This window comes from Streptococcus suis (assembly GCF_019794615.1).
GTDB classification, from domain to species: Bacteria; Bacillota; Bacilli; order Lactobacillales; family Streptococcaceae; genus Streptococcus; species Streptococcus suis_AI.
The window spans coordinates 21,932-44,361 of the sequence record NZ_JAIMDU010000011.1 but is presented as its reverse complement, the minus strand read 5'-3'; the positions used below and the strand labels follow the sequence as shown (position 1 = coordinate 44,361).

Annotated in this window: 21 protein-coding genes and 1 tRNA gene; 7 read left to right on the top strand and 15 right to left on the bottom strand. The window is 41.6% G+C overall.

Translation table 11 applies throughout. The annotated features are described in order from the left end of the window. The first annotated feature begins 192 nt into the window (after nt 1-192). The 3 genes from gshAB to dusB all read left to right on the top strand — a co-directional run bounded on the left by gshAB (nt 193) and on the right by dusB (nt 4,484). Entirely contained in the window at nt 193-2,424 is a 2,232-nt protein-coding gene (gene gshAB / locus K6V43_RS04415) for a bifunctional glutamate--cysteine ligase GshA/glutathione synthetase GshB (protein WP_222381902.1), read from the top strand. A gap of 196 nt (nt 2,425-2,620) precedes the next feature. After that, the gene (gene hslO, locus K6V43_RS04410) at nt 2,621-3,487 is read left to right on the top strand and encodes an Hsp33 family molecular chaperone HslO (RefSeq protein ID WP_222381900.1); all 867 of its coding nucleotides are present in this window, start codon (nt 2,621-2,623) and stop codon (nt 3,485-3,487) included. Beyond that, nucleotides 3,480-4,484 carry a tRNA dihydrouridine synthase DusB gene (dusB, locus tag K6V43_RS04405; protein ID WP_222381897.1) on the top strand — a complete coding sequence of 335 codons (1,005 nt, stop codon included), beginning with the start codon at nt 3,480-3,482 and terminating at the stop codon, nt 4,482-4,484. The genes hslO and dusB overlap by 8 nt, the downstream gene beginning before the upstream one ends. 126 nt (nt 4,485-4,610) lie before the next feature. Here dusB and K6V43_RS04400 read toward each other — a convergent pair whose 3' ends face one another. From K6V43_RS04400 to K6V43_RS04380, 5 genes are all read right to left on the bottom strand, one after another. Further along, a complete protein-coding gene (locus K6V43_RS04400) occupies nt 4,611-4,853 on the bottom strand; it encodes a hypothetical protein (protein WP_024391637.1) in 243 nt (80 codons plus the stop codon). After that, on the bottom strand, nt 4,850-5,083 hold the full coding sequence (locus tag K6V43_RS04395; protein WP_222381894.1) for a hypothetical protein: 234 nt from the start codon (nt 5,081-5,083) through the stop codon (nt 4,850-4,852). The genes K6V43_RS04400 and K6V43_RS04395 overlap by 4 nt, the downstream gene beginning before the upstream one ends. A 291-nt stretch (nt 5,084-5,374) precedes the next feature. Next, the gene (locus tag K6V43_RS04390; protein ID WP_222381891.1) at nt 5,375-5,869 is read right to left on the bottom strand and encodes an adenylyltransferase/cytidyltransferase family protein; all 495 of its coding nucleotides are present in this window, start codon (nt 5,867-5,869) and stop codon (nt 5,375-5,377) included. A gap of 118 nt (nt 5,870-5,987) precedes the next feature. Next, a complete protein-coding gene (locus K6V43_RS04385; RefSeq protein ID WP_222381890.1) occupies nt 5,988-8,441 on the bottom strand; it encodes an ATP-dependent Clp protease ATP-binding subunit in 2,454 nt (817 codons plus the stop codon). A 5-nt stretch (nt 8,442-8,446) separates the two neighbouring features. Next, the gene (locus tag K6V43_RS04380; RefSeq protein WP_024391634.1) at nt 8,447-8,905 is read right to left on the bottom strand and encodes a CtsR family transcriptional regulator; all 459 of its coding nucleotides are present in this window, start codon (nt 8,903-8,905) and stop codon (nt 8,447-8,449) included. 143 nt (nt 8,906-9,048) lie between these two features. Here K6V43_RS04380 and K6V43_RS04375 point away from each other — a divergent pair, with 143 nt between their 5' ends. Next, nucleotides 9,049-9,387, top strand: a complete 339-nt coding sequence (locus K6V43_RS04375) for a DUF6568 family protein (RefSeq protein WP_024391633.1) — start codon at nt 9,049-9,051, stop codon at nt 9,385-9,387. 477 nt (nt 9,388-9,864) lie between these two features. On the opposite strand, the gene tsf is transcribed toward K6V43_RS04375, so the two are convergent. Next, on the bottom strand, nt 9,865-10,905 hold the full coding sequence (gene tsf / locus K6V43_RS04370) for a translation elongation factor Ts (RefSeq protein WP_222381889.1): 1,041 nt from the start codon (nt 10,903-10,905) through the stop codon (nt 9,865-9,867). Nucleotides 10,906-11,060: 155 nt separating this feature from the next. Beyond that, nucleotides 11,061-11,837 (bottom strand): 30S ribosomal protein S2, encoded by a 777-nt coding sequence (gene rpsB, locus K6V43_RS04365; RefSeq protein WP_222381887.1) that lies wholly within the window; start codon nt 11,835-11,837, stop codon nt 11,061-11,063. Nucleotides 11,838-12,035: 198 nt separating this feature from the next. Here rpsB and K6V43_RS04360 point away from each other — a divergent pair. Further along, nucleotides 12,036-12,106: transfer RNA gene (locus K6V43_RS04360), tRNA-Cys, on the top strand. 366 nt (nt 12,107-12,472) lie between these two features. Here the strand turns inward: K6V43_RS04360 and ltrA are convergent. The 5 genes from ltrA to pbp2a all read right to left on the bottom strand — a co-directional run bounded on the left by ltrA (nt 12,473) and on the right by pbp2a (nt 17,587). Continuing rightward, on the bottom strand, nt 12,473-13,750 hold the full coding sequence (gene ltrA / locus K6V43_RS04355; RefSeq protein WP_222381884.1) for a group II intron reverse transcriptase/maturase: 1,278 nt from the start codon (nt 13,748-13,750) through the stop codon (nt 12,473-12,475). A 557-nt stretch (nt 13,751-14,307) separates the two neighbouring features. Next, nucleotides 14,308-14,847 carry a transcription termination/antitermination protein NusG gene (nusG, locus tag K6V43_RS04350; protein ID WP_002940254.1) on the bottom strand — a complete coding sequence of 180 codons (540 nt, stop codon included), beginning with the start codon at nt 14,845-14,847 and terminating at the stop codon, nt 14,308-14,310. Nucleotides 14,848-15,000: 153 nt separating this feature from the next. Next, entirely contained in the window at nt 15,001-15,177 is a 177-nt protein-coding gene (secE, locus tag K6V43_RS04345) for a preprotein translocase subunit SecE (RefSeq protein ID WP_024391629.1), read from the bottom strand. 9 nt (nt 15,178-15,186) lie between these two features. Next, nucleotides 15,187-15,339, bottom strand: a complete 153-nt coding sequence (gene rpmG, locus K6V43_RS04340; RefSeq protein ID WP_032512074.1) for a 50S ribosomal protein L33 — start codon at nt 15,337-15,339, stop codon at nt 15,187-15,189. Nucleotides 15,340-15,388: 49 nt separating this feature from the next. Then, a complete protein-coding gene (gene pbp2a, locus K6V43_RS04335; protein ID WP_222381883.1) occupies nt 15,389-17,587 on the bottom strand; it encodes a penicillin-binding protein PBP2A in 2,199 nt (732 codons plus the stop codon). Nucleotides 17,588-17,742: 155 nt separating this feature from the next. On the opposite strand from pbp2a, the gene K6V43_RS04330 reads away from it, so the two are divergent. Further along, on the top strand, nt 17,743-18,711 hold the full coding sequence (locus K6V43_RS04330; RefSeq protein WP_222381881.1) for an NAD(P)/FAD-dependent oxidoreductase: 969 nt from the start codon (nt 17,743-17,745) through the stop codon (nt 18,709-18,711). 1 nt (nt 18,712) lies between these two features. Continuing rightward, nucleotides 18,713-19,576, top strand: coding sequence for an RluA family pseudouridine synthase (locus K6V43_RS04325; RefSeq protein ID WP_222381879.1), 864 nt, complete (start codon nt 18,713-18,715; stop codon nt 19,574-19,576). Nucleotides 19,577-19,919: 343 nt separating this feature from the next. Here the strand turns inward: K6V43_RS04325 and K6V43_RS04320 are convergent, their stop codons facing one another. The 3 genes from K6V43_RS04320 to purR all read right to left on the bottom strand — a co-directional run bounded on the left by K6V43_RS04320 (nt 19,920) and on the right by purR (nt 22,418). Further along, a complete protein-coding gene (locus tag K6V43_RS04320) occupies nt 19,920-20,258 on the bottom strand; it encodes a hypothetical protein (protein ID WP_222381877.1) in 339 nt (112 codons plus the stop codon). Between the two features lie 63 nt (nt 20,259-20,321). Further along, nucleotides 20,322-20,984 (bottom strand): hypothetical protein, encoded by a 663-nt coding sequence (locus K6V43_RS04315; RefSeq protein ID WP_222381876.1) that lies wholly within the window; start codon nt 20,982-20,984, stop codon nt 20,322-20,324. Nucleotides 20,985-21,605: 621 nt separating this feature from the next. Then, nucleotides 21,606-22,418, bottom strand: coding sequence for a pur operon repressor (gene purR, locus K6V43_RS04310; RefSeq protein ID WP_024391625.1), 813 nt, complete (start codon nt 22,416-22,418; stop codon nt 21,606-21,608). Between the last annotated feature and the right edge of the window lie 12 nt (nt 22,419-22,430).

The window sequence follows — 22,430 nt, the reverse complement described above, 5'->3', positions numbered from 1 at the left end:
ACGAAATATTCTGAACAAATTACACCTTCAAGCATTTTTAAAAAAGTTTTTATAAAGGATTTCCGAAGTCTTTTATCACTTTCAATTATTTTCAATGATATTTTCACAAAAAAACGTAGCAGAAATTTGTATTTGTCTATCAAACTAGATAAAATTGGAATAAGACTTTAACAGAAATAAGAAGGACTGAATATGTTACAGAAATTATCCCCAAATAGCCCTATTCTTCAGGCCACCTTCGGTATTGAACGAGAATCCTTACGCATCAATGCAAACCACAAAGTTGCTCAAACACCTCACCCAGAAAAATTAGGTTCACGTAGCTTTCATCCGTATATTCAAACTGACTATAGTGAGCCACAAATTGAATTGATTACCCCCATTGCTCATTCCACTAAGGAAGCGAGACGATTCCTTGGTGCGATTACAGACGTGGCGATGCGATCAATGGATAAGAGTGAATACCTTTGGCCCTTATCCATGCCACCTGTCATTTCAGAGGACGACATCCAGATTGCTCAACTAGAAAGTGACTACGAATACCAGTATCGCGTCGGCTTAGGAGAACGGTATGGTAAGCTCCTCCAGTCTATGTCAGGCATTCATTACAATTTTGAATTAGGAAAAGACTTAATCCAACAACTTTTTGAATTAAGCGAGGAAACAGATTTTGTCGCATTCAAAAATACCCTCTACCTCAAGTTGGCACAAAACTTTCTCAACTATCGCTGGCTCTTAACTTACTTATATGGAGCAAGTAGTTTAGCCGAGAAAGGATTTTTATCCGAGGAAGTCGGTTGCGTTCGTTCCATTCGCAACTCCAAACATGGCTATGTTAATGCCGAAGACGTTCATATTTCTTTCTCTTCTCTCGAACAATACGTGGCTGACATCGAACAAGCTGTCCAGTCTGGTCAACTATCCGCGGAAAAAGAATTTTATTCCTCTGTTCGACTACGTGGGGCCAAAACGAGTCGCGACTATCTCAGCAAGGGGATTTCTTATTTAGAATTCCGTTCCTTCGACCTTAACCCCTATGACCCGCTTGCGATCAGTCAAGAAACCCTTGACACCGTTCACCTCTTTCTCTTAGCCCTTCTTTGGCTGGACCAACTAGCTGACGTAGACAATGCTTTAACAAAAGCAGATAGACTGAACAACCTCATTGCCCTAAGCCACCCCCATACACCTCTACCTAGCGATGCTGATCCCACACCAATCTTGATTGCCATGAAAGCGATAGTCACACACTTTGGACTGGACGACTACTATAGGCAGCTCATTGCACATGTGGAGGCAGCTCTTCAAGACCCGCGACTAACCCTTTCTGGAAAAATAGCAGAGCAGGTTGAAGATGGATCTCTGGAACATTTTGGCCAGCAACAAGGACAAGCCTTTCATGACTATGCTTGGACAGCCCCTTACGCCCTTAAAGGCTATGAAAATATGGAACTCTCTACTCAGATGATTCTCTTCGATGCTATCCAGATGGGCTTGAATGTGGAGATTTTGGATGAAGAAGACCAATTTCTCAAACTTTGGCATGATGACCATATTGAATACATCAAAAATGGCAATATGACATCCAAGGACAACTACGTGGTTCCCCTTGCCATGGCCAACAAGGTTGTCACTAAGAAAATTTTAGCAGAGGCTGGTTTCCCAGTTCCTGCGGGAGCAGAATTTGCAAATAAAACAGATGCCCTGCGCTATTATGGACAAATTTCCAGCTCTGCCATTGTCGTCAAGCCTAAATCCACCAACTTTGGCTTAGGAATCTCAATCTTCCAAGAACCTGCTAGTCTTGTAGATTATGAAAAAGCCTTAGACATTGCCTTTTCAGAAGATAGTCATGTGTTGGTAGAAGAGTTCATAGCCGGTACCGAATACCGCTTCTTCATACTAGATGGAAAATGTGAGGCTGTCCTGCTCCGTGTCGCAGCTAATGTCGTAGGTGATGGGCATTCAACTATCCGAGAATTGGTCGCTCAAAAAAATCAAGACCCTCTGAGAGGACGTGACCATCGTTCACCACTTGAAATCATCAATCTCGGTGAAATTGAACTACTTATGTTAGAACAGCAGGGCTATACTCCAGATACAGTACTTCCCGAGGGCATTCAAGCCTTTCTACGCGGTAATTCTAATATCTCAACGGGTGGTGACTCTATCGATATGACTGACCAGATGGGTGAATCTTACAAGCAATTAGCTGCCGACATGGCACGCGCAATGGGGGCCTGGGCTTGCGGTGTAGATTTGATTATCCCAGATATACATCAGGCAACCAGCAAAGAAAAACCGAACTGCACGTGTATCGAACTCAACTTTAACCCAGCTATGTACCTGCACACCTATACCTTTGCAGGACCAGGACAAAGTATCACACCGAAAGTTCTACGGAAACTGTTTGCGGAAATTTAATACTGAATGCTCCATTGTCAAAAGCCTTAATGAGTAAATGAATCCAGAGGAACTTTTCTCTCAATTCCCACGAAATTAAAAGTTACATAGTTTGCTTTCTTTCTAATGCATTAAATAAAAACTGGCTGACACGGTCAGTTTTTTCTTATGGTCGTCTCCTTTCCGCATTTTCTTTACTTGTGCTATAATTAAAATTATGGATAAAATTATTAAAACACTATCAAATAGCGGGCATTTCCGTGCCTTTGTGCTAGACAGCACAGAAACCGTAAAAACGGCTCAAAAAAAACACGATACTATGGCGTCGTCCACCGTTGCTCTGGGTCGCACTCTCATTGCCAATCAAATTTTGGCTGCCAATGAAAAAGGCGATACAAAAATCACCCTGAAAATCTTGGCAGATGGTGCCGTTGGTGCCATTATCTCCGTTGCCAATACCAAAGGTCAGGTCAAGGGCTACATTCAAAATCCGGACTTGGATTACAAACGGACAGCGACTGGTGAAGTCATCGTTGGACCTCTTGTGGGGAACGGTCAATTCTTAGTCATCACAGACTACGGAACAGGTCATCCTTACAACTCCATGACTCCCTTAATCTCTGGTGAAATCGGTGAAGACTTTGCCTACTTCCTAACTGATAGCCAGCAGACACCTTCTGCGGTGGGACTGAACGTCTTGTTGGACGAGGAAGACAAGGTCAAGGTGGCTGGCGGATTCTTGCTACAAGTACTTCCGGGTGCGACCGAGGCTGAAATTGCCCGTTTCGAGAAACGAATCCAAGAAATGCCTGCCATTTCGAGCTTGCTGGCTTCTGAAAACCATATAGAAGCTCTGCTATCCGCCATTTATGGCGACGACGACTTCAAACGCCTGTCAGAAGAGGAAATCGGCTTTGTCTGCGACTGCTCTAAAGACCGCTTCCTTGATGCTCTAGCTAGTTTGCCAAAAACCGACCTACAAGAGATGAAGGAAGAAGACAAGGGCGTGGACATCACCTGTCAATTCTGCCAGACCCATTACCACTTTGACGAAAACGATTTGGAGGAACTCATCAATGACTAATCTCAACACCCCTTTCATGATTGGTGATGTGGAAATCCCCAATCGCTGCGTGCTGGCCCCAATGGCTGGCGTGACCAACTCGGCCTTCCGCACCATTGCCAAAGAAATGGGCGCAGGCCTGGTCGTTATGGAAATGATTTCTGAAAAAGGCCTTCTCTACAACAACGAGAAGACCCTCCATATGCTCCATATCGACGACAACGAATACCCTATGTCCATCCAGCTTTTCGGTGGCGATGCCGAAGGACTGAAACGGGCTGCCGACTTCATCCAAACCAACACCAAAGCTAATATCGTGGATATTAACATGGGCTGCCCTGTCAACAAGGTCGTTAAAAACGAAGCTGGTGCCAAGTGGCTCAAGGACCCCGACAAGATTTACCATATCATCAAGGAAGTGACCTCAGTCCTCGATATTCCCTTGACTGTTAAAATGCGGACGGGTTGGAACAATACCGACCTAGCGGTCGAAAATGCCCTGGCCGCAGAAAGTGCCGGTGTGTCTGCCCTGGCCATGCACGGACGGACCCGCGAGCAGATGTACACAGGAACGGTTGACCTAGAAACCTTGACCAAGGTGGCTGGCAGCCTGACCAAGATTCCTTTCATCGCAAACGGCGACATCCGCACTGTCGAAGATGCTCGTCAACGTATCGAGGAAGTTGGTGCCGATGCCGTCATGGTCGGACGGACTGCTATGGGAAATCCTTACATCTTCAACCAAATCAACCACTATCTTGAAACTGGAGAAGTTCTGCCCGACCTCTCCTTCGATGACAAACTCAATGTCGCCTTCGATCACTTGACCCGATTGACCAATCTCAAAGGCGAATCCATTGCCGTTCGAGAATTCCGTGGTCTTGCTCCCCACTATCTTCGTGGTTCAGCTGGTGCCGCTAAGATTCGTGGCGCCGTTGCCCGAGCAGAGACTATCGAGCAGGTCCAAGAACTCTTTGACCAGGCTAGAGAGGCTTATCAAGAACGGATCACTAAGTAATACTCAATGAAAATCTGAATAGAGTGGCATTCACTAACATTAAACCGATACAAAAACGCATAAAACCAAGGTTATAACCTGATTTTATGCGTTTTTTCTTAGTGTTTAGAATCTCAACTCTTATGTTTAGTAACGATAGTCGGGATCGTAATGAATGTAGATATTATTGTTACCGTCGTATTCAAAGGTTAATTTCCAACGGTTGATAATACGAATAGAATTTTTATCTGGTAACCATCTTAACAAGGCAAAAAGTGTGAAATCAGGTTCTTTGCTATAGAAAACCATTTCTGTTTCATCATTTCCAATGAAAACATTTAGACTTGGATGAACATGGATAGCATATTTTCTAAATATATACTGTTTCATTCCGATTCCTCCTCATCCGTATAATAGATTGTTACTACGTTACCTGAGATTTCAAATTCCACACCCCAAAATGTATCTATCAATAGTCTGCCTGCTTGAGAAATTTTTACCCGACCGCAGATTGCGGTATGGTCTGGAAAGATAACTAATATCTCATCTTTGCCATCATAAATAGAGTGTAATCTTTCTGGAATCCTAATTTCAAAATTATTTAATTGAATAATTTGCATATTTCTCCTAGTTTATTTACTATGGACGTAGGTAATTCCCATACTTGTCATATGTACCTAGTCGTTGACCATTTCGATTTAAAAGATTCTTTTTCATAAGAACCACCTCCTTTTTATGAGTATATAGTAACAAAAAAACCAGAATAGTCAAAAAAATCAAAATTTTTTTTGAAATGTGAACGTTTTTTCCGAACTTTCGTTAATGATGGTAAGACTTTTAAAAGTTCTTGGATATAAAAAAACGCATAAAACCAGGTTTATACACCGATTTTATACATTTTTCCATACTGATTACATATCTTCCCTATCTTCAAAAAAGTCAACAAAGGCAGGGGCAATATAGTCTCGATACTTCTCTGGATTCTCGCGTATGAAGGTTGCTGAAATACCAAATTTTCTAGGACTAAAATGAGCTTGATAGCCTCGATTTTGCAGTTCTTGAGCGTATTCTTCCTCAGAAACATAGAAGACTGGCGCCTGATGTTCAGCCAAGTCCAACAAACCAAGCAAACGTTCTAACCAAAGGTCCCAGCCATCCGGATAGGCAGGCAAATCTGTCTCATCCAAGGCACGAACTCTAACCAAATTATCACCCTCAAACTGGGATTGAATAGCTCTAAAGCGAGTAAATAAATCCAAGCCAATCAAGTCGCCACGATCCTTGTCATAACCCGACACCAGGACACAAACCTGACCACAAGCCAACTTTGCTCGTCCAATTAAATCCAAATGTCCCTTATGCATGGGAGCAAAGGTTCCGAAAACAACAGCTATGGTTTGAATCATCGATTTCCTTTCTACTTGCTAAAGAGGCGAGCAGGCTCACCTCTCCAACTAATTCAGACTCTTTTCAAAACGGAAGAACATTTCTGCATCTAGAAAGTCTAAGAACAACAGGCACTCCTTACCCCTTTACCACATCAAACTTGAGCTCATCGCCCTTGACCCCAACCTTCAAGGTCGAACCAGTAGTCAGGTCACCACGGAGCAACATTTCTGCCAACGGATCTTCCAATTTGGTTTGTAAGAGTCTACGAAGAGGACGAGCTCCCATTTCTGGGTCGTAACCTTGTTTGCCCAATAACTTAAGGGCTGATGGTTGAAGTTTAAGGGTAATCCCTTTCTCATTTGTTACAGCCAACAATGGTTTAACCATGACTTTAACAACATCCTGCATATGGGACTCAGTCAAGCTATGGAAGACAACTTTCTCGTCAATACGGTTGATAAATTCTGGACGATAGGCTTTTTTCAATTCCTCAAAAATGCGTTTCTCCACTTCCTTGTGGTCCTTAGACAAATCAAGGGCACCAAAACCAACTGTCTTATCATCACGAAGGGCTGTTGCTCCAAGGTTTGACGTCATGATAATAATAGTATTTGAGAAATCAACCTTACGTCCCTTACTGTCTGTCAGAACACCATCATCCAAGACCTGCAAGAGAACATTGAAAATATCTGGATGAGCCTTTTCAACCTCATCAAAAAGAAGAACAGAATAAGGTTTGTTACGAACTTTCTCCGTCAATTCGCCACCTTCTTCATAGCCCACGTAGCCTGGAGGCGCTCCATTGAGACGGCTGGCCGCAAATTTCTCCATATACTCAGACATATCAAAACGGATAAGAGCAGATTCATCATCAAAGAGAACCTCTGCCAAGGCTTTAGCAAGCTCTGTCTTACCGACACCAGTTGGTCCCAAGAACATAAAGGAACCAATCGGTCTGCGACCTGTACGAATCCCTGACTGATTACGGCGAATAGCTCTGCTAACTGCAGAAATAGCTTCTTCCTGCCCAATCACACGCTTATGCAATTCTGCTTCCAGATTCAGGTACTTCTTAGTATCTGATTGGCTGAGCTTGGCTACTGGGATACCTGATAAGCGACTAAGTGTTTCCAAAATGTCATCTTCTGTCACTTCTAAGTCATCGTTTTGACTCAACAGATTCTCTTCTGTAGTCTTGATTAAGAGCTTACTGACAGTCTTGTAGTTTCCAGCCATCAAGGCCTTGTCTATGCTCGTCAGTCCTGTTTCCTCAGCCTGCCCTTTCACTCTATTTTGTACCGTTGCACTGGCTTCATCTAACAAGTCAATTGCTGAGTCTGGCAAGTTTTTACTAGTCAGATACCTCTTGGCGTAAGTCACAGCTGTCTCAACAGTCGCATCTCCAATACGGACTCTATGGTATTTTTCAAAAGTCCCTTTAAGCCCTGTCAAAATGGCTATACTGTCCTCAACTGTCGGCTCTTCAATAGTCACTTTGGCAAAACGACGGACTAGAGCAGCATCTTTTTCAATATGCTTTTGGTATTCATCCTGTGTCGTTGCACCAACAGTGCGTAGGGTCCCTCGAGCCAAGGCCGGTTTGAGAATATTGGCAGCATCTAAGGTTGAATCAATTCCCGAACCCGACCCCATAATAGTATGCAATTCATCAATAAAGAGGATAACCTGACCATCTTCTTCAATATCATTGATGATATTATTCATCCGCTCTTCAAAGTCACCACGGAAACGAGTTCCTGCAATAACGTTCATCAAGTCAAGTTCCAAAACCCGCATCTTAGCCAAGCTGACAGGGACATCACCTGCAGCAACACGTTGAGCAAGACCCAAAGCAAGCGCAGTTTTTCCGACACCAGCATCACCAACTAGAACTGGGTTGTTCTTCGTTTTACGTGATAGAATTTGAATCATCCGTAAAATTTCAGCATCGCGACCAATAACAGGTTCAATTTTCCCCTCGCGGGCTAAGGCTGTCAGATCTCGTGTATAATCCTCCAATCTACCACTTTGAGCAGTTGGTGGCATGCCCATCATTTGACCTACACTTGCTGTTTTAGCCTTTCCACCTTTCATCACGCTACGGATAGCTTTCAAATCTTCTTTGGTGAATCCTGCACGATACTCTAAGTTTTTACGCAAATCAACAAAACGGAATTCATCTTCTATCTCTTCAAAATGAAAACCTACTTTATCTAGAATTTGACTTGCGGTCGAACGTTTGTCTAACAGCATTGCCTGAAACAAATGCTCGCTTCCTAATTCTTTTGCCTTAACGACTTCTGCAATCTTTCTAGCGAACTGAGCTGTATCGTCTAATCTCTTTGAGGAGGGTAGAATATTAAATTTATCCAATTCTTCACGGTATACTTTTTCTGTAACAACAAAAGTAGCATGTTCGAAATCTGAAATACTCATTGGGTATTCTGCCAAAACAGCACCAGCTACCGTATCGTGATTGATGACAAATGCTAGCAAAATATGCCACGTTTCTAAATAATCGCATGCATACCGTTGGGCAATCAACTGAGCATCTTCAAAAACCCGTTGTAAGCCTGTTGAAATTTTCATGAAAATTAATCCTCTTTCCTATCTAAACGACGGAGTAGTTGCAGCATCATTCGCGCTCGAATTTTATCCGCATCTTTCCCCAAGACATCGTCGGAACCCGTTGCTAAAAACAAATTTCCTTCGCGTTCTGTCATCAAGCCTTCATCAAACAACAATTGTAATATATCAGCAAATACTGTTGTTGATAATTGCTCACCCATATTTTTTATTAGATCATGTACCAATTCATGTTTATCCGAGAAGGTAATCCGACCAATACGAATATACCCTCCTCCGCCACGCTTACTTTCTACAATGTAGCCACGACTTGCAGTAAATCGTGTTTTGATGACATAGTTAATCTGACTCGGAACCACTTCAAATTGACTGGCTAATTCACTCCGACGCAATTCAGCAACACTGACTTGATCTAGAATGGCCTTGATATGTTCCTCGATATAATCCGATGTATTTTTCATCGCCATAGTATCGCCTCTTTCTTTGACATTCTTTGACCATTATACCGTAAAAATAGATTTTTTTAAAGTAAAAGCAACAGAGTCGACCGTAGTAGATTTTTGAAATCAATCCTAAAATTCTTTATAATAGGAAGAAAAAGGAGTAAATAATGGATTTCAAAACATATATTCAAGATTTTATTACAATTGACGTGGAGCAGGCCCAAACTTTGCTTTCAGCAAAAGAGGGAGGCATCCTCTTTATCGGACGCGCAACCTGCCCATACTGCAATCGGTTCGCGCCAAAACTACACAAGGTAGCTCAGGATAAACAAGCAACAGTACATTTTATTGATTCTAGCCAAAATAGCCCTGAACTTCAAGCCTTACGCGACCACTACCATGTGCCAACTGTCCCAGGTCTTCTTGTCGCAAAAGCAAGCGGGGTCCAAGTCCGCTGCGACTCCAGCATGACCGAAGAAGAGATTGCGGCATTTATTGAGGAATAATCCCTAAAAAAAAGCACCTGCCATCTGGCCGGTGCTTTTTAAGGAGATATGAAAAATATTTAGGATTGATACTAGTATAACCGAATCAAACATAGCCAACATCCGCCCTAAGACCGATTTTGCAAAAAGAATTCCCTTTCGGAAGTTCTTGAATTGTCGAACAGTCTTTCAGTTTGCTTTTAGTACTCACTTCAAAGGTTTGGGGAACCTTTGAAGGCTGGAGATAGTGCGAACCAAGTTCGCCTCAAAAAGAGCCGTAGACAACTTGTATATGTGCAAGGTTAGAAATCGAACTTGCAAAACAAATCACATTTGTGATGTACGGCCTCAATATAAAAAGAACTCCCTTTCGGAAGTTCTTGAATTGTCGAGTAGTCTTTCAGTTTGCTTTTAGTACTAGGCAACGAGCTGCAGGCTGTACTGAAGTACGGCAAGGCGAGTTAACGAAGTAATAAAAGATAAAATGAAGACTACTAATTATTTACCAAGAGCTGCTGCCATAGTAGCTGCAACTTCTGCTTCAAAGTCGTTTGAAACTTTCTCGATACCTTCACCCACTTCGAAACGAGCGAATTCTACAACTGAAGCGTTCACTGAGTTCAAGTAAGCTTCAACTGTTTTGCTGTCGTCCATGATGTAAACTTGAGCAAGAAGTGTGTAAGCTTGGTCAACTTGAGTGTTGTCAAGCATGAAGCGATCCATTTTACCTGGGATGATTTTGTCCCAGATTTTTTCTGGTTTGCCTTCAGCTGCCAATTCCGCTTTGATAGCTGCTTCAGCTGCTGCAATCACTTCGTCAGTCAATTGAGCTTTTGAACCGTATTTCAACAATGGCAATGCTGGTTTGTCAACCATTGCACGGCTTTCGTTGTCTTGTTCGATCTTGTGGTTGATTTGTGCCAACTCATCTTTAACGAATTGCTCATCCAATTCAGTGTAAGAAAGAACAGTTGGTTTCATCGCAGCGATGTGCATTGAGATTTGTTTTGCAAGAGTTTCGTCACCACCATCAACAACTGAGATAACACCGATACGGCCGCCATTGTGTTGGTATGCACCAAATGCTTGAGCATCTGTTTTTTCAACCAAAGCAAAGCGACGGAATGAGATTTTCTCACCGATTGTTGCAGTTGCATTTACGTATGCTTCTTCAAGGGTTTCACCTGAAGGCATAGTCAATTTAAGAGCCGCTTCGTTGTCAGCTGGTTTACCTTCTGCAATTACTTTAGCAGTAGTGTTTACCAATTCAACGAATTGAGCGTTTTTCGCAACAAAGTCAGTTTCAGCATTCACTTCAACAACTGCTGCAACGTTACCGTCAACGTAAACACCTGTCAAACCTTCAGCTGCTACACGGTCAGCTTTCTTAGCCGCCTTAGCCATACCTTTTTCGCGAAGTAATTCAATCGCTTTTTCGATATCACCTTCAGTTTCAACCAATGCTTTTTTAGCGTCCATAACGCCAGCACCTGATTTTTCACGCAATTCCTTAACGAGAGCTGCTGTAATTTCTGCCATGTCTATTCTCCTTGTTTGTATTTATAAAATAGAGGAGCGGGCTCAGCCCTGCCCCTCTAGGATTGTTTTTGTGTTTGATAAATGATGTAGAATGTACTCGGACTAAAAAGCTTTAATTTAGAGAAATCTAACGCTTTTCTAAACGCCTTCGTTACTTATTTACCTTCTACAACTCCAACCAATTCTTCGATTGATTCTGTAGATGCTGGCTCAGCTGCCAATTCAGCTTCAACTGCTGCTACGCTGTCTTCACCTTGGTTGCCTTCGATGATAGCGTCAGCCATTTTAGCTGTGATCAATTTAACAGCGCGGATAGCGTCATCGTTAGCTGGGATGATAACATCAATATCATCTGGATCTGTGTTTGTGTCAACCATCGCTACAACTGGGATACCCAATTTTTTAGCTTCTTTAACAGCGATTTGCTCTTTATGTGGGTCAACTACGAACATAACGTCTGGAATGCGTGGCATGTCAGCGATACCGCCCAAGAATTTTTCAAGACGAGCACGTTGTTTGTTCAACAATGCTACTTCTTTCTTAGGAAGCACTTCGAAAGTTCCATCTTCTTCCATGCGGTTGATTTCTTTCAAACGAGCGATACGTTTTTGGATTGTACCCCAGTTGGTAAGAGTTCCACCCAACCAACGGTGGTTGATGTAGTATTGACCAGCGCGAATAGCTTCGTCTTTAACAGCTTCAGCAGCTTGTTTTTTAGTACCTACGAACAAGATAACTGCGTCGTTTGCTGCAGCATCACGAATGAAGTCGTATGCTTGGTCAGCCAATTTTACAGTTTGTTGCAAGTCGATAACGTGGATACCGTTACGTTCTGTGAAGATGTACTTAGCCATCTTAGGATTCCAGCGACGAGTTTGGTGACCGAAGTGTACACCAGCCTCAAGAAGTTGTTTCATTGAAATTACTGCCATGAGTATTTCTCCTTTTTGTTTTTTCTCCTCTCCCAAACTTCGACTTGCAACCCAACCTTACGGCAACAGGATCACAATTGGTTCGAGATGAGTATTTGTTGCTACAGCAACTCTATTATCATACCAAATTTTTTCACTTTTGACAAGGAATTTCCACTTGACGTATGGCATTTTTTTCGGTAAAATAGTTTCTGTTATGGCGGTATAGCCAAGTGGTAAGGCACGGCTCTGCAAAAGCTTGATCGTCGGTTCAAATCCGTCTACCGCCTTAATATACCTGAATTGACAGGATTTAACCGAACACAAAGTCCGTAAAATCGGGCTTTTTTGTTTTTCCGTCAGGTTAAATTCGGCAAACTTTGAAAATATTTTGGGGCGAATTTGGGACAAGAGAAAGTAACTGGGCAAAACTAGCCAGTGAATAAAAAACACAGATAGATTCAAGCTGAGTATGATGAAATCCAGCCGAACTTTCTGTGTTTTTTTATCTCTTTTATTTTGGACTAATTTCTTAGCCAATTTCCTTAGATTCATGCTCATTAGGAGCAATCCTATTAATCAAAAATGTGAATCGAGTAGGGACTAATTTCTAGTCCCTCTCATACCACCGTGCGTGCCGTTCGGCACACGGCGGTTCAACTAACTTTTAACGCATGTCGTTTTAGATAATAGTCTAGGCAAGAAACCAGTCCACGTTTAGCGAGGACTGGTTTTGATATGGCACGTTTCAGTACAGACCTCTGAGCCACTAATTGATAATGGTCTCCCCAGCCAGATACTTTATCCGCTATCCACTTCGGTACTCCTAGTTTGAGAAGTCCCCATAATCGCTTAGATTTCTTCTTCCATTGTTTCCAGATAATAACTCTTATTCGAGTTCTTAGTCGTTCATCAATGCTTTCCATGGCTGATTTCATGTTCGTCATAGAAAAGTAGTTTATCCAACCTCGGATGACCCAGTTTAGTCGCTCAATTCGGCTGTCTAAGTCAATACTCCACTTACGGGACGTTAGTTTCTTGAGTTTTCTCTTGAAATTCTGTACGCTATCCTGGTGCGGACGACTTTTCCAACCCCCCGATGATTTCCAGAACCCAAATCCTAGATACTTCAATTTGCTCGGTCTCACAATCTTGGTCTTGGTCATGTTGACTTTCAAACCTAATCGTTTTTCAATATAACGACTAATTGAATGCATCACACGTTTAGCCGCCGCCTCACTACCAACTGTGATGACACAGTCATCTGCGTAGCGAACAAAGCGAAGTCCACGATTTTCCAACTCTTTATCTAGCTCATTAAGCATGATATTGGATAGGAGCGGTGATAGGTTTCCTCCCTGTGGCGTTCCGACTAGTGTTTTATGCCGTTGGCCGTTGATGACTACACCTGAATGAAGGTACTTACGAATCAGAGATTCTGTATCCCCATCTTGGATAATGTTATGAACAAGCGACATCAGTCTATCTTGAGGAACGGTATCGAAAAACTTCTCGAGGTCTATATCCACTATCCACTCATAGCCGTCATTAAGGTATTCTAATAACTGGACAACGGCATGTTCACAGGACCGATTGGGTCTGAATCCGTAGCTCTTATCAGAGAAATAGGGTTCACAGATAGGACTAATGACTTGGACAATGGCTTGTTGTATCATTCTATCCATGACCGTTGGAATGCCTAGCTGGCGAACTCCGCCGTTAGGCTTGGGAATTTCAACTCGTAAAACGGGCTGTGGTTTGTACTTTCTCTGCTTTATGAGTTCTTTAGTTGAACGCCAGTGTTTGCGGAGATAGTCATCTATTTCGTCAATACTTACGCCGTCAATTCCTGCTGAACCTTTATTGGCTCTAACTTGATTGTAAGCATCCAACATATTTGAACGTGATAGGATATTATCTAGTAACTGTGACATGTGCGTACTCCTTTCTTGTTTCGGTGTCTGTAGGATATCTTATATTGATGAGCTTTCTTCCAGTCAATACGTGACCGTCTCCAGTTCTATCAGACCATTCTTTACAGACACAATCGAAGTAGGTATACTTCGGTTAATTGTTCGGTCCTTCGCTCCGTTTCCATTACAGAAATTTCATCGCTACTATGACCTCGGCTGACTTCTCATGATTCGTTGTTACTACGTCTTATTGACGCTCATGAGACCTCACGGGATAAGTCGTACATCTTTCCTCGTTTACACTCGTGATTTACGCATATAGGTTACGACTACCTTTTTGGACTTTGGTGCTTGTAGCCACCTTATCCGCTATATACGCCTTTGTATCACGTTTCTGTTCGTAGCGCCACGATTTCGCTATCCCTTCCTCTCCCCGCTACCTCACGATAGTCAGGCTTGGGAGTCGCTATAGGGTTCACCGGTAGCGGGTGCCCGCAGAGGACTTTCACCTCAGATGTACGACATGCCCGTCGTACTACAAAAAAAGAGCGATTTCTCGCCCCTTAATATTTCTTTTCTTACAACTCAGCAATCTGGCTCAAGTTAACTTCGGCAATGGTATCATTACCAAACATAGAGATAACCATTTTGACCTTATTGTTATCAATTTCTGTGATTTTTCCTGTATAGTCTGTGAAGGCTCCGTCAATAATGCGAACAGTGTCACCAACTTTCACATCAATATCAAATTCTTGTACAGTTTGACCCATTGATACCAAAATTTGACGGATTTCTTCTTCCAAAAGTGGTGTTGGTTTTGAACGGTTCCCGTGCGAGCCCACGAAACCAGTTACGTTTGGAGTATTACGCACCACAAACCAAGCTTCATCAGTCATGACCATTTCAACCAATACATAACCCGGGAAGCGATTTTCTTCCACTTCCTTAACTTCGCCATTTTTCTCAACTTGTACTGTTTGAGTCGGAATTTCTACACGAAGAATATTCTCCAGCATATTGTAAGTATGCGCACGTTGGAGTAAGTTTTCTTTTACTTTATTTTCATAACCAGAATAAGTTTGCAAAACAAACCAACCTTTATCAAAACTATCGTACATTATCTTTCCTTTCTTTCGAACCTGTGCCTCGTATTCTTCAATGAAAGTTTCATTCAAAAACTACGGTATGTCATTTGAAGACGCTAAAAAAAGCCCGAAGGCTTTCGCTTTTCTCTATTATATCACTTCCATTTTGAATATGGCAAGTATTTTCTAGAAAAGATTAATTAAACTCATAATTCCTTTTGACAAAATAAGGTCAAATAGGTAAATGAGAGCAACAAAGAATGCGGAATACTGAATCACTGAAGCAAAGTCTTTCCAGCTTTGTTTTCCAGTAGGCCAAGCAGTCTCTTTTAAAATGCTAAAAATATCTGAAACGAATTTCATATGCAACTCCTATCGGGTTTCCTTGTGAACAGTGTACTGACCACAATGTTTACAAAATTTATTTACTTCTAACCGTGTTGGTTTGGGATTGCTCGAAAGGTTTATCGAATAATTTCGAGAGCCACAAACTGTACAGGCTAAACTTGCTTTTTTTAGTGCCATCATAGCCCTCCATCTTTACTATTCTAACATGTTTTATTCAGTTTGACAACTACTCAAACCAACTTCTTACTGTATCCCATAGCGTTTTCGCCCGTTCTGGAATCTTAGCATCTAGGATTTGTTGTTTTGTCTTTTCAATCAAATCCTGAGCTTGAGTAGTAATATCTTGCACTTGATCAGAGGTAACGACCGAATCTGAAGCACTTGTATCCTCTTCTTGAATCGCTACAATACCATTTTGAACATAGGCATTCTCCACATCGAAGGAAGTCCCTGCTGTATTTGGCAAAATCGCATCAGCTACTGTGCGGAAGACTGTTGGAGCCATCCAGTAGCCACTGCTATCAATGTAATGATTCTCATCCGTCTGTTCAAAACCAACCCATTGACTGATAACCAAATCAGGTGTATAAGCAATATACCACTGGTCATTAACAAGATTTACATCAAAACTTGTTTCGGTTGTTCCCGTTTTTCCTGCAAGATAGTAATTCGTCGCATCTGCAGATACACCTAAACCATTCGTATAGGTCCCAAGCATCATAGAGGTCATTTTATCTGCAACCGAGCGGTCAATTACTTTTGTACTTGTCTCGCGATGCTGAGCCAATACCTTTCCACTCGCTGTTTCAATACGTGTAATTAGATGAGCATCCTTCATTACACCATCATTCGCAAAAGCACTATAGGCCTGAGCCATTTGCAAGGGGTTCGTTTCCACACCTGATCCGATTGACGCACCAAGTACCTTTTCAACATTTTCCATATCAAGACCAAACTTTTGACCAAATTCAAAAGCTTTGTCAATCCCAAAGGTATTTACAATATATGCAACTGGCAGATTGTAAGATAAAGCTAAAGCTTGGTACATTGGAATGGTATCCGAAGTTGAATAGTCATAGTTGTGTAAGGTATAATCCCCATAGGTTTCCGTATGGTTATCCAATGGTGTATCAATAGCCCAACCCGCTGCTATTGCTGGCGCATAGGCAACAAGGGGCTTAATAGTTGAACCGGGACTACGCTTAGCTTGAGTCGCAAAGTTGAATGTTCGAAACACAGCATCTTCCGAACTATTCACGCGCCCAACCAAGGCTCGAACACCGCCAGTTGTAGGATCCAAAGCTACACTAGCAGCTTGAGCCGAGGTTCCATCATAACTTGAAGTCGGAAACATAGTTTCATCATTGAAAATAACCTGCATACTCGCTTGAGAATTTTGGTCCATTTCGGTATATATTCGATAGCCGTTATTAATGATATCTGATTCTTTAAGGCCATAGCGATCAATCGCTTCAGCAATAACCGCATCAAAGTAAGATGGATAAGAATAGTTATCTTGCTTACCCGTATAGGTATCTGCTAACTGGCTCGCTAAATCGACTTGAAAACCTGCATCGGCAGTTGCCTGATCAATATAGCCAGCATTGACCATATTTTGCAAGACTGTATCTCGGCGATTGATTGCATTTTCTAAGGAATAATAGGGATTATAAATTTCTGGACCCTTAAGCATCCCTGCTAAAACAGCTGATTGTTCAATCGTCAAATCACTTGCAGAAATACCAAAATATTTTTGACTAGCATCCTCAACTCCCCAAACCCCATTACCAAAATAGGCATTGTTGAGATACATTGTAAGTATTTCTTGCTTACTGTATTTTTTATTGATTTCAAGGGCTAGGAAGAACTCTCTAGCTTTTCGACTAATGGTCTGCTCTTGTGTCAAAAATGCATTTTTAGCTAACTGCTGGGTAATCGTTGAACCACCACCTGAACGCCCCAAGGTCAAAACAGCTAAGATGGTCCGTTGATAGTTTATCCCTGAGTTTTTATAAAAACTCCTGTCTTCTGTAGCAATCACCGCATTCTCAAGATTATCAGAAATAGCATCTAATTCTACATAAGTCCCTTTTTGACCAGATAAGGTCCCTGCCTCAGCACCATCCTTATCATAAATAATCGTTGTAGCCTTTAATGCTTCCTGCAAATCCCCAACATTCGCAGTCTTTGCAAGAAAGAATAGGTAACCACCTACCGTAAGAACCATTACGCCTATCAAGATCAAAACTATTTTTGTCAGTTGATAGCGCCGCCAAAATTTACGAACTGGCTCTGGAATACGAGACTTTTTCTTTGGTTTGTCTGAATGACCACGATTTCCCCTGCGACTACGGCTAGGTCTGTCATCATTGTCAGATTGAAAATCATCTGGAACTTCAATCGGCTGATGTTGCAAATCGTCCATAGAACACCTCTTTCTAGTGATTTTGTACCATTATACAATATTTTCTTTCAGCTAGCTGAGAAAAACACTACTGCAAACCTGTCACAGCCGAACAGCGGAAATTTTTGGCAAAATATGATAAAATAGGGAGATTCTGAATCAGAAAAGGATTTCCAATGACACAAGTATATGATATTACCATTATTGGTGGCGGACCAGTTGGTCTATTTGCCGCCTTCTATGCCCATCTCCGCCAAGCTAAAGTCAAAATCATTGACTCCTTACCACAGCTTGGGGGCCAACCGGCTATTCTCTATCCAGAAAAAACAATTTTGGATATTCCAGCCTTCCCTAGCTTAACAGGACAAGAATTAACCGATAACCTCCTTGCCCAACTCTCGACTTTTGAAACAACCATTTGCCTCAATGAAACTCTGACCGCCATAGAACCAGGAGAAGTTATTACCCTGACAACCACCAAAGGCATCCACCAGACAAAAACTCTCCTTATCGCCATGGGAGGTGGCGCCTTCAAGCCTCGTCCACTGGAAATTGAGGGAGCAGACAGCTTTGAAAACGTTCACTATCATGTATCCAATATCCAACAATATGCTGACAAAGATGTTGTCATCTTAGGTGGAGGAGACTCCGCGGTTGATTGGTCATTAGCTTTTGAAAAAATCGCTAAAACTACTCATATTGTCCACCGTCGCGACAACTTCCGCGCCCTTGAGCACAGCGTAGAGGAACTCAAGCAGTCCAACGTCAACATCCATACACCACTTGTCCCTAAAGGGCTTTCTGGGAAAAATGGCAGAGCTTCTGCCATTCATTTCGACAAGGTTAAGAGCGAAGACAAGCTCACCCTGCCTTTCGACCACCTCTTTGTCAACTACGGTTTTAAATCATCCGTCGGAACGCTGAAAGAATGGGGTTTGGAGCTCAATCGCCACCGCATCGTCGTCAATAGCAAGCAAGAAACTTCTGTTCCAGGTATTTATGCCATCGGTGACTGTTGCTTCTACGAGGGCAAGGTTGACCTGATTGCGACTGGTCTTGGCGAAGCCCCAACCGCCGTCAACAATGCCATGAACTACCTCAATCCAAATGAAAAAGTGCAACCTAAGCACTCAACCAGTCTGTAAGATGAAAATTGACATTCGCATTCCCCAAGCCTTTCCACAACTCACTGTTAAGGAAGTCTTGGAAGATTATTTTCTTATTCCTAGAAAAATCCGCCATTTCCTCCGCACCAAGAAACACGTCCGTGTCAACGGTGAGTTGATAAACTGGCAAAGCACCATAGCAGCAGGTGATTTGCTAGAATTGACTTTTGACCAAGAAGACTATCCTGAAAAAAGTATTCCTCTGGGACAGGCGGACATGGTGGAGGAACTTTATCAGGATGAACATATGATAATTGTCAACAAGCCTGAAGGTATGAAGACCCACGGTAACGAGCCGACAGAGATTGCCCTGCTCAACCATGTATCTGCCTATGTTGGACAGACCTGCTATGTTGTCCACAGACTCGATATGGAAACCAGCGGAGCCATTCTCTTCGCCAAAAATCCCTTTATCCTTCCCATTCTCAATCGGCTTTTGGAAGACAAGGTCATCTACCGTGACTACCTAGCCCTCTGCCAAGGACAGTTAAAAAAGAACGACTGGACCATTACCGATAAGATTGGACGGGACCGCCACGATCGCAGAAAGAGAGTCGTTGACAACCAAAATGGACAAGCAGCCTTCACTCAAGTCCGCCTCTTGAAGACCCTTGGTAAAAATAGCCTGGTATCCTGTCGCCTCCAGACAGGGCGGACGCATCAGATTCGGGTGCATTTATCTCATCATGGCCACGCCCTAATCGGAGACCCACTCTACAGTCAAGTCGCAGCACCTCGCCTCATGCTCCACGCCCAAAAACTCAGCTTAACGCATCCGCTAACTCTGGAAAAAATCAGCGTGGAAGCACGGTCGGAGAGTTTTGAAAAAGGGTTGAAAAAATAGCCAAAAACTCACTACTTCAACTGTTGAAATAGTGAGTTTTTATGTGTCATCACTAGCAAAAGCTATTTGACAGCCTTTCTCCGAGAAGCCAGCCTAGAATTAACAAAACTTCCCAAATAGTTAATATCAATGACTCCTGTCACCAAGCCTAACATTGCATTTAAGTCTTGTGCATTGGGAAGTACTATCACAAGTAAGCACACCAGAAAAAACAACAGTGCTATTCAAGTCTTTCTTTTTCTTGTAAAAGAGATAGAGTTGGTTCAGCACAACTACATTTAGCGAAAGGGTAACAAATAGTAGATAGATTGGCATAGATTTGCTCCTTTGATTAAATCTTAAATTATTTTTTCTTGTTTCGTTTCAACAGATGCACAAGGGCAAGACTGAAAAACATAACATAGATCATCAATTCAAGCTTCCCGACATTGGACAAGCCCAATCGATAGATAAAGGCTATCAACAATATTGCTACCAGAATAACGTAACCTATTTCTTTGACAAATTTTATTTTTTCCATAGTATTTCCAGAAACAACAGTCTGCATTAACCCTAAACTGTCGTACGATAAATCTTGAAAATCCGCTTCTTCACTATTACCTTGCCTACGTAACTTGTATTCCCACTGTTTTAAAAATGGAATTAGGAAATTTGAAAAAACTAGAACACCTGCATACAACATGAGTTTCCGTCCATAGCAGATAAAACAAGCCTATATATACCAACTTCACCAAAAACTTTATTTTTACTCCACCAGATAGAACAAAATCATTGACAATATTGAATAAATAATGAATTGAAAAACATAGCTAAGTATTGCTTGGCTTGATAGACATTTCACAAGTCTATTTGGCTCTAGGTACTGCTTTTCTTCTAAAAAGGAGAGAGCTCCTTCAGAAGCGTATGTTTCTATAGATAGCGTGATGGGTATACAAACTAGTAGCATGGCCGAATCAATTAGCATTAGCGACTTCAAAAAAGAAATGTATTTCTGAAACAATAATGAATACGAAGCTAATAACTTCAGAGATACCGAAATCAGATTAAAATATAGAGATGTAAAGGATTGTAGCTTTAGCAATCTATTTCTGTCCTTAGAATGATAGAGTTCATGTAAAAAAGCAAAGGCATCAACCAAATAATTGCTTTCTATATTTTTTACTCCGACTGTATGTGCTATTGGGCGATACCAAAAAGCCTTTGATTCGACAATTTTAGAGGGATCTACAACTTCCCTCTCACAGAACTGTTGAAAAATCGTGTGTAAACCACTCCTTATTCTTAGTTCTGTATGAATGCGCCTGTTTAAAATAAGTTTATTCGTTACACTTAAAATGCTTAGAATAGTGAAAGCAATAAGTAGTATAACAACCATTGAAATTTCTTTTTCACTTTGAAGTTTCATCACCAGAACTTACAACGTCTCCCTTTGTACTACACAACCACACCAACAACGACTGTAGCATCCACTTTTGCAAGTGTAACTATTATTTTTTTAAAATCAATTTTGCATATAGAATCATGGCTAGGACTACTATAAAGAATAGAATATTGACCCAAATAATGTATTTCTTTATTTCTTCGTTGACATGATCATATGCTAGAAATGTGATGGATGAAAGCATTAGACACCCAAAAAAGATAAGTACATATACTTTTTCAATTTTCATTATTTCATTACCCTGACATTTTTTTGATAGCTATAGAATACAGATGATTTTTGACAGCATGATAATCGGATTGGTTACACGATTGAACAAGGAAATTTTTTAATAACTTTATATCACTCGTAACTGGGATTCTTCACAGAACTATATATTCAATAAAACTTGTTTATATTTGTATTATAACAACGTATTTGTTTTTAGTCAATAATTTTTGCTATTTTTTTGTTACAATTATATTGGATTTTCCCCATAAAATCGCACTAACAAATCCCTCCTTGCATTATTTCAACAGTAAATTTGTGCATCATTATAACAGGATATTCACGGATACAAAAAAACCTCTCGTTAGAGAGGCTACAGAATTATTCAAAAATATTCCCCAATTCGACGTCAACGCGGTTTTCCTTGACATTGATATCCGTCACAGCCAGCAGGGATTTGTAATTCGCTACGCTGCGGTCCCCTTTTTGGTTTTCCGCAAAGACAGCCACGCCTACCAAAGTCGAGTCAAACTCAGACAAGAGGCTAATCATACCATTGATAGTTCCACCATTTTTCAAGAAGTCATCGACGATTAAGACACGGCTTCCCGCCTTCAAACTACGCTTAGACAGGAACATCTTTTCAATACGGTCGCTAGATCCTGACACATAGTTGACAGAAACAGTTGACCCTTCAGTAATTTTCAAATCACGGCGAACGATGACAAATGGTACATTAAGAACATTGGCAACCGCATTAGCTAATGGAACACCTTTTGTTGCAACTGTCATGACAGCATCGATTTTTTCATCTTTAAATGCATTAGCAATAATGCGACCCACATTTTTTAGGATGTGAGGTGTTGATAAGAGGTCTGAGGAATAAATATAACCGCCAGGTAAGATACGGCTACTTTCAGCCATCTGACTGCGCAGTGTCTCTGCGATTTGCAACGACTCTTCTTTTGAGATGGACGGTGTGAACACAACACCTCCACTAGCACCAGTGATGGTTTCAATTTTCCCAATCGAGCTTTCCTCAAAAGCCTTTTTAATGATGGCAATATCTTCGGAAATGGAAGATTTAGCTGATTCATACTTTTCAGCAAAGGTATTCAAACTTGTCAATTCATAAGGGTGGTTGATGAGATAATTGGAAATCACTACCATCCGTTCGCTTCTTCTTAACTTCATATAATCATCCTC

What these genes read in the sequence shown, in the direction of transcription:
- gshAB (WP_222381902.1), top strand. Translation starts at nt 193, where the DNA reads ATGTTACAGAAATTATCCCCAAATAGCCCTATTCTTCAGGCCACCTTC.
- hslO (WP_222381900.1), top strand. Translation starts at nt 2,621, where the DNA reads ATGGATAAAATTATTAAAACACTATCAAATAGCGGGCATTTCCGTGCC.
- dusB (WP_222381897.1), top strand. Translation starts at nt 3,480, where the DNA reads ATGACTAATCTCAACACCCCTTTCATGATTGGTGATGTGGAAATCCCC.
- K6V43_RS04400 (WP_024391637.1), bottom strand. Translation starts at nt 4,853, where the DNA reads ATGAAACAGTATATATTTAGAAAATATGCTATCCATGTTCATCCAAGT.
- K6V43_RS04395 (WP_222381894.1), bottom strand. Translation starts at nt 5,083, where the DNA reads ATGCAAATTATTCAATTAAATAATTTTGAAATTAGGATTCCAGAAAGA.
- K6V43_RS04390 (WP_222381891.1), bottom strand. Translation starts at nt 5,869, where the DNA reads ATGATTCAAACCATAGCTGTTGTTTTCGGAACCTTTGCTCCCATGCAT.
- K6V43_RS04385 (WP_222381890.1), bottom strand. Translation starts at nt 8,441, where the DNA reads ATGAAAATTTCAACAGGCTTACAACGGGTTTTTGAAGATGCTCAGTTG.
- K6V43_RS04380 (WP_024391634.1), bottom strand. Translation starts at nt 8,905, where the DNA reads ATGGCGATGAAAAATACATCGGATTATATCGAGGAACATATCAAGGCC.
- K6V43_RS04375 (WP_024391633.1), top strand. Translation starts at nt 9,049, where the DNA reads ATGGATTTCAAAACATATATTCAAGATTTTATTACAATTGACGTGGAG.
- tsf (WP_222381889.1), bottom strand. Translation starts at nt 10,905, where the DNA reads ATGGCAGAAATTACAGCAGCTCTCGTTAAGGAATTGCGTGAAAAATCA.
- rpsB (WP_222381887.1), bottom strand. Translation starts at nt 11,837, where the DNA reads ATGGCAGTAATTTCAATGAAACAACTTCTTGAGGCTGGTGTACACTTC.
- ltrA (WP_222381884.1), bottom strand. Translation starts at nt 13,750, where the DNA reads ATGTCACAGTTACTAGATAATATCCTATCACGTTCAAATATGTTGGAT.
- nusG (WP_002940254.1), bottom strand. Translation starts at nt 14,847, where the DNA reads ATGTACGATAGTTTTGATAAAGGTTGGTTTGTTTTGCAAACTTATTCT.
- secE (WP_024391629.1), bottom strand. Translation starts at nt 15,177, where the DNA reads ATGAAATTCGTTTCAGATATTTTTAGCATTTTAAAAGAGACTGCTTGG.
- rpmG (WP_032512074.1), bottom strand. Translation starts at nt 15,339, where the DNA reads ATGGCACTAAAAAAAGCAAGTTTAGCCTGTACAGTTTGTGGCTCTCGA.
- pbp2a (WP_222381883.1), bottom strand. Translation starts at nt 17,587, where the DNA reads ATGGACGATTTGCAACATCAGCCGATTGAAGTTCCAGATGATTTTCAA.
- K6V43_RS04330 (WP_222381881.1), top strand. Translation starts at nt 17,743, where the DNA reads ATGACACAAGTATATGATATTACCATTATTGGTGGCGGACCAGTTGGT.
- K6V43_RS04325 (WP_222381879.1), top strand. Translation starts at nt 18,713, where the DNA reads ATGAAAATTGACATTCGCATTCCCCAAGCCTTTCCACAACTCACTGTT.
- K6V43_RS04320 (WP_222381877.1), bottom strand. Translation starts at nt 20,258, where the DNA reads ATGTTGTATGCAGGTGTTCTAGTTTTTTCAAATTTCCTAATTCCATTT.
- purR (WP_024391625.1), bottom strand. Translation starts at nt 22,418, where the DNA reads ATGAAGTTAAGAAGAAGCGAACGGATGGTAGTGATTTCCAATTATCTC.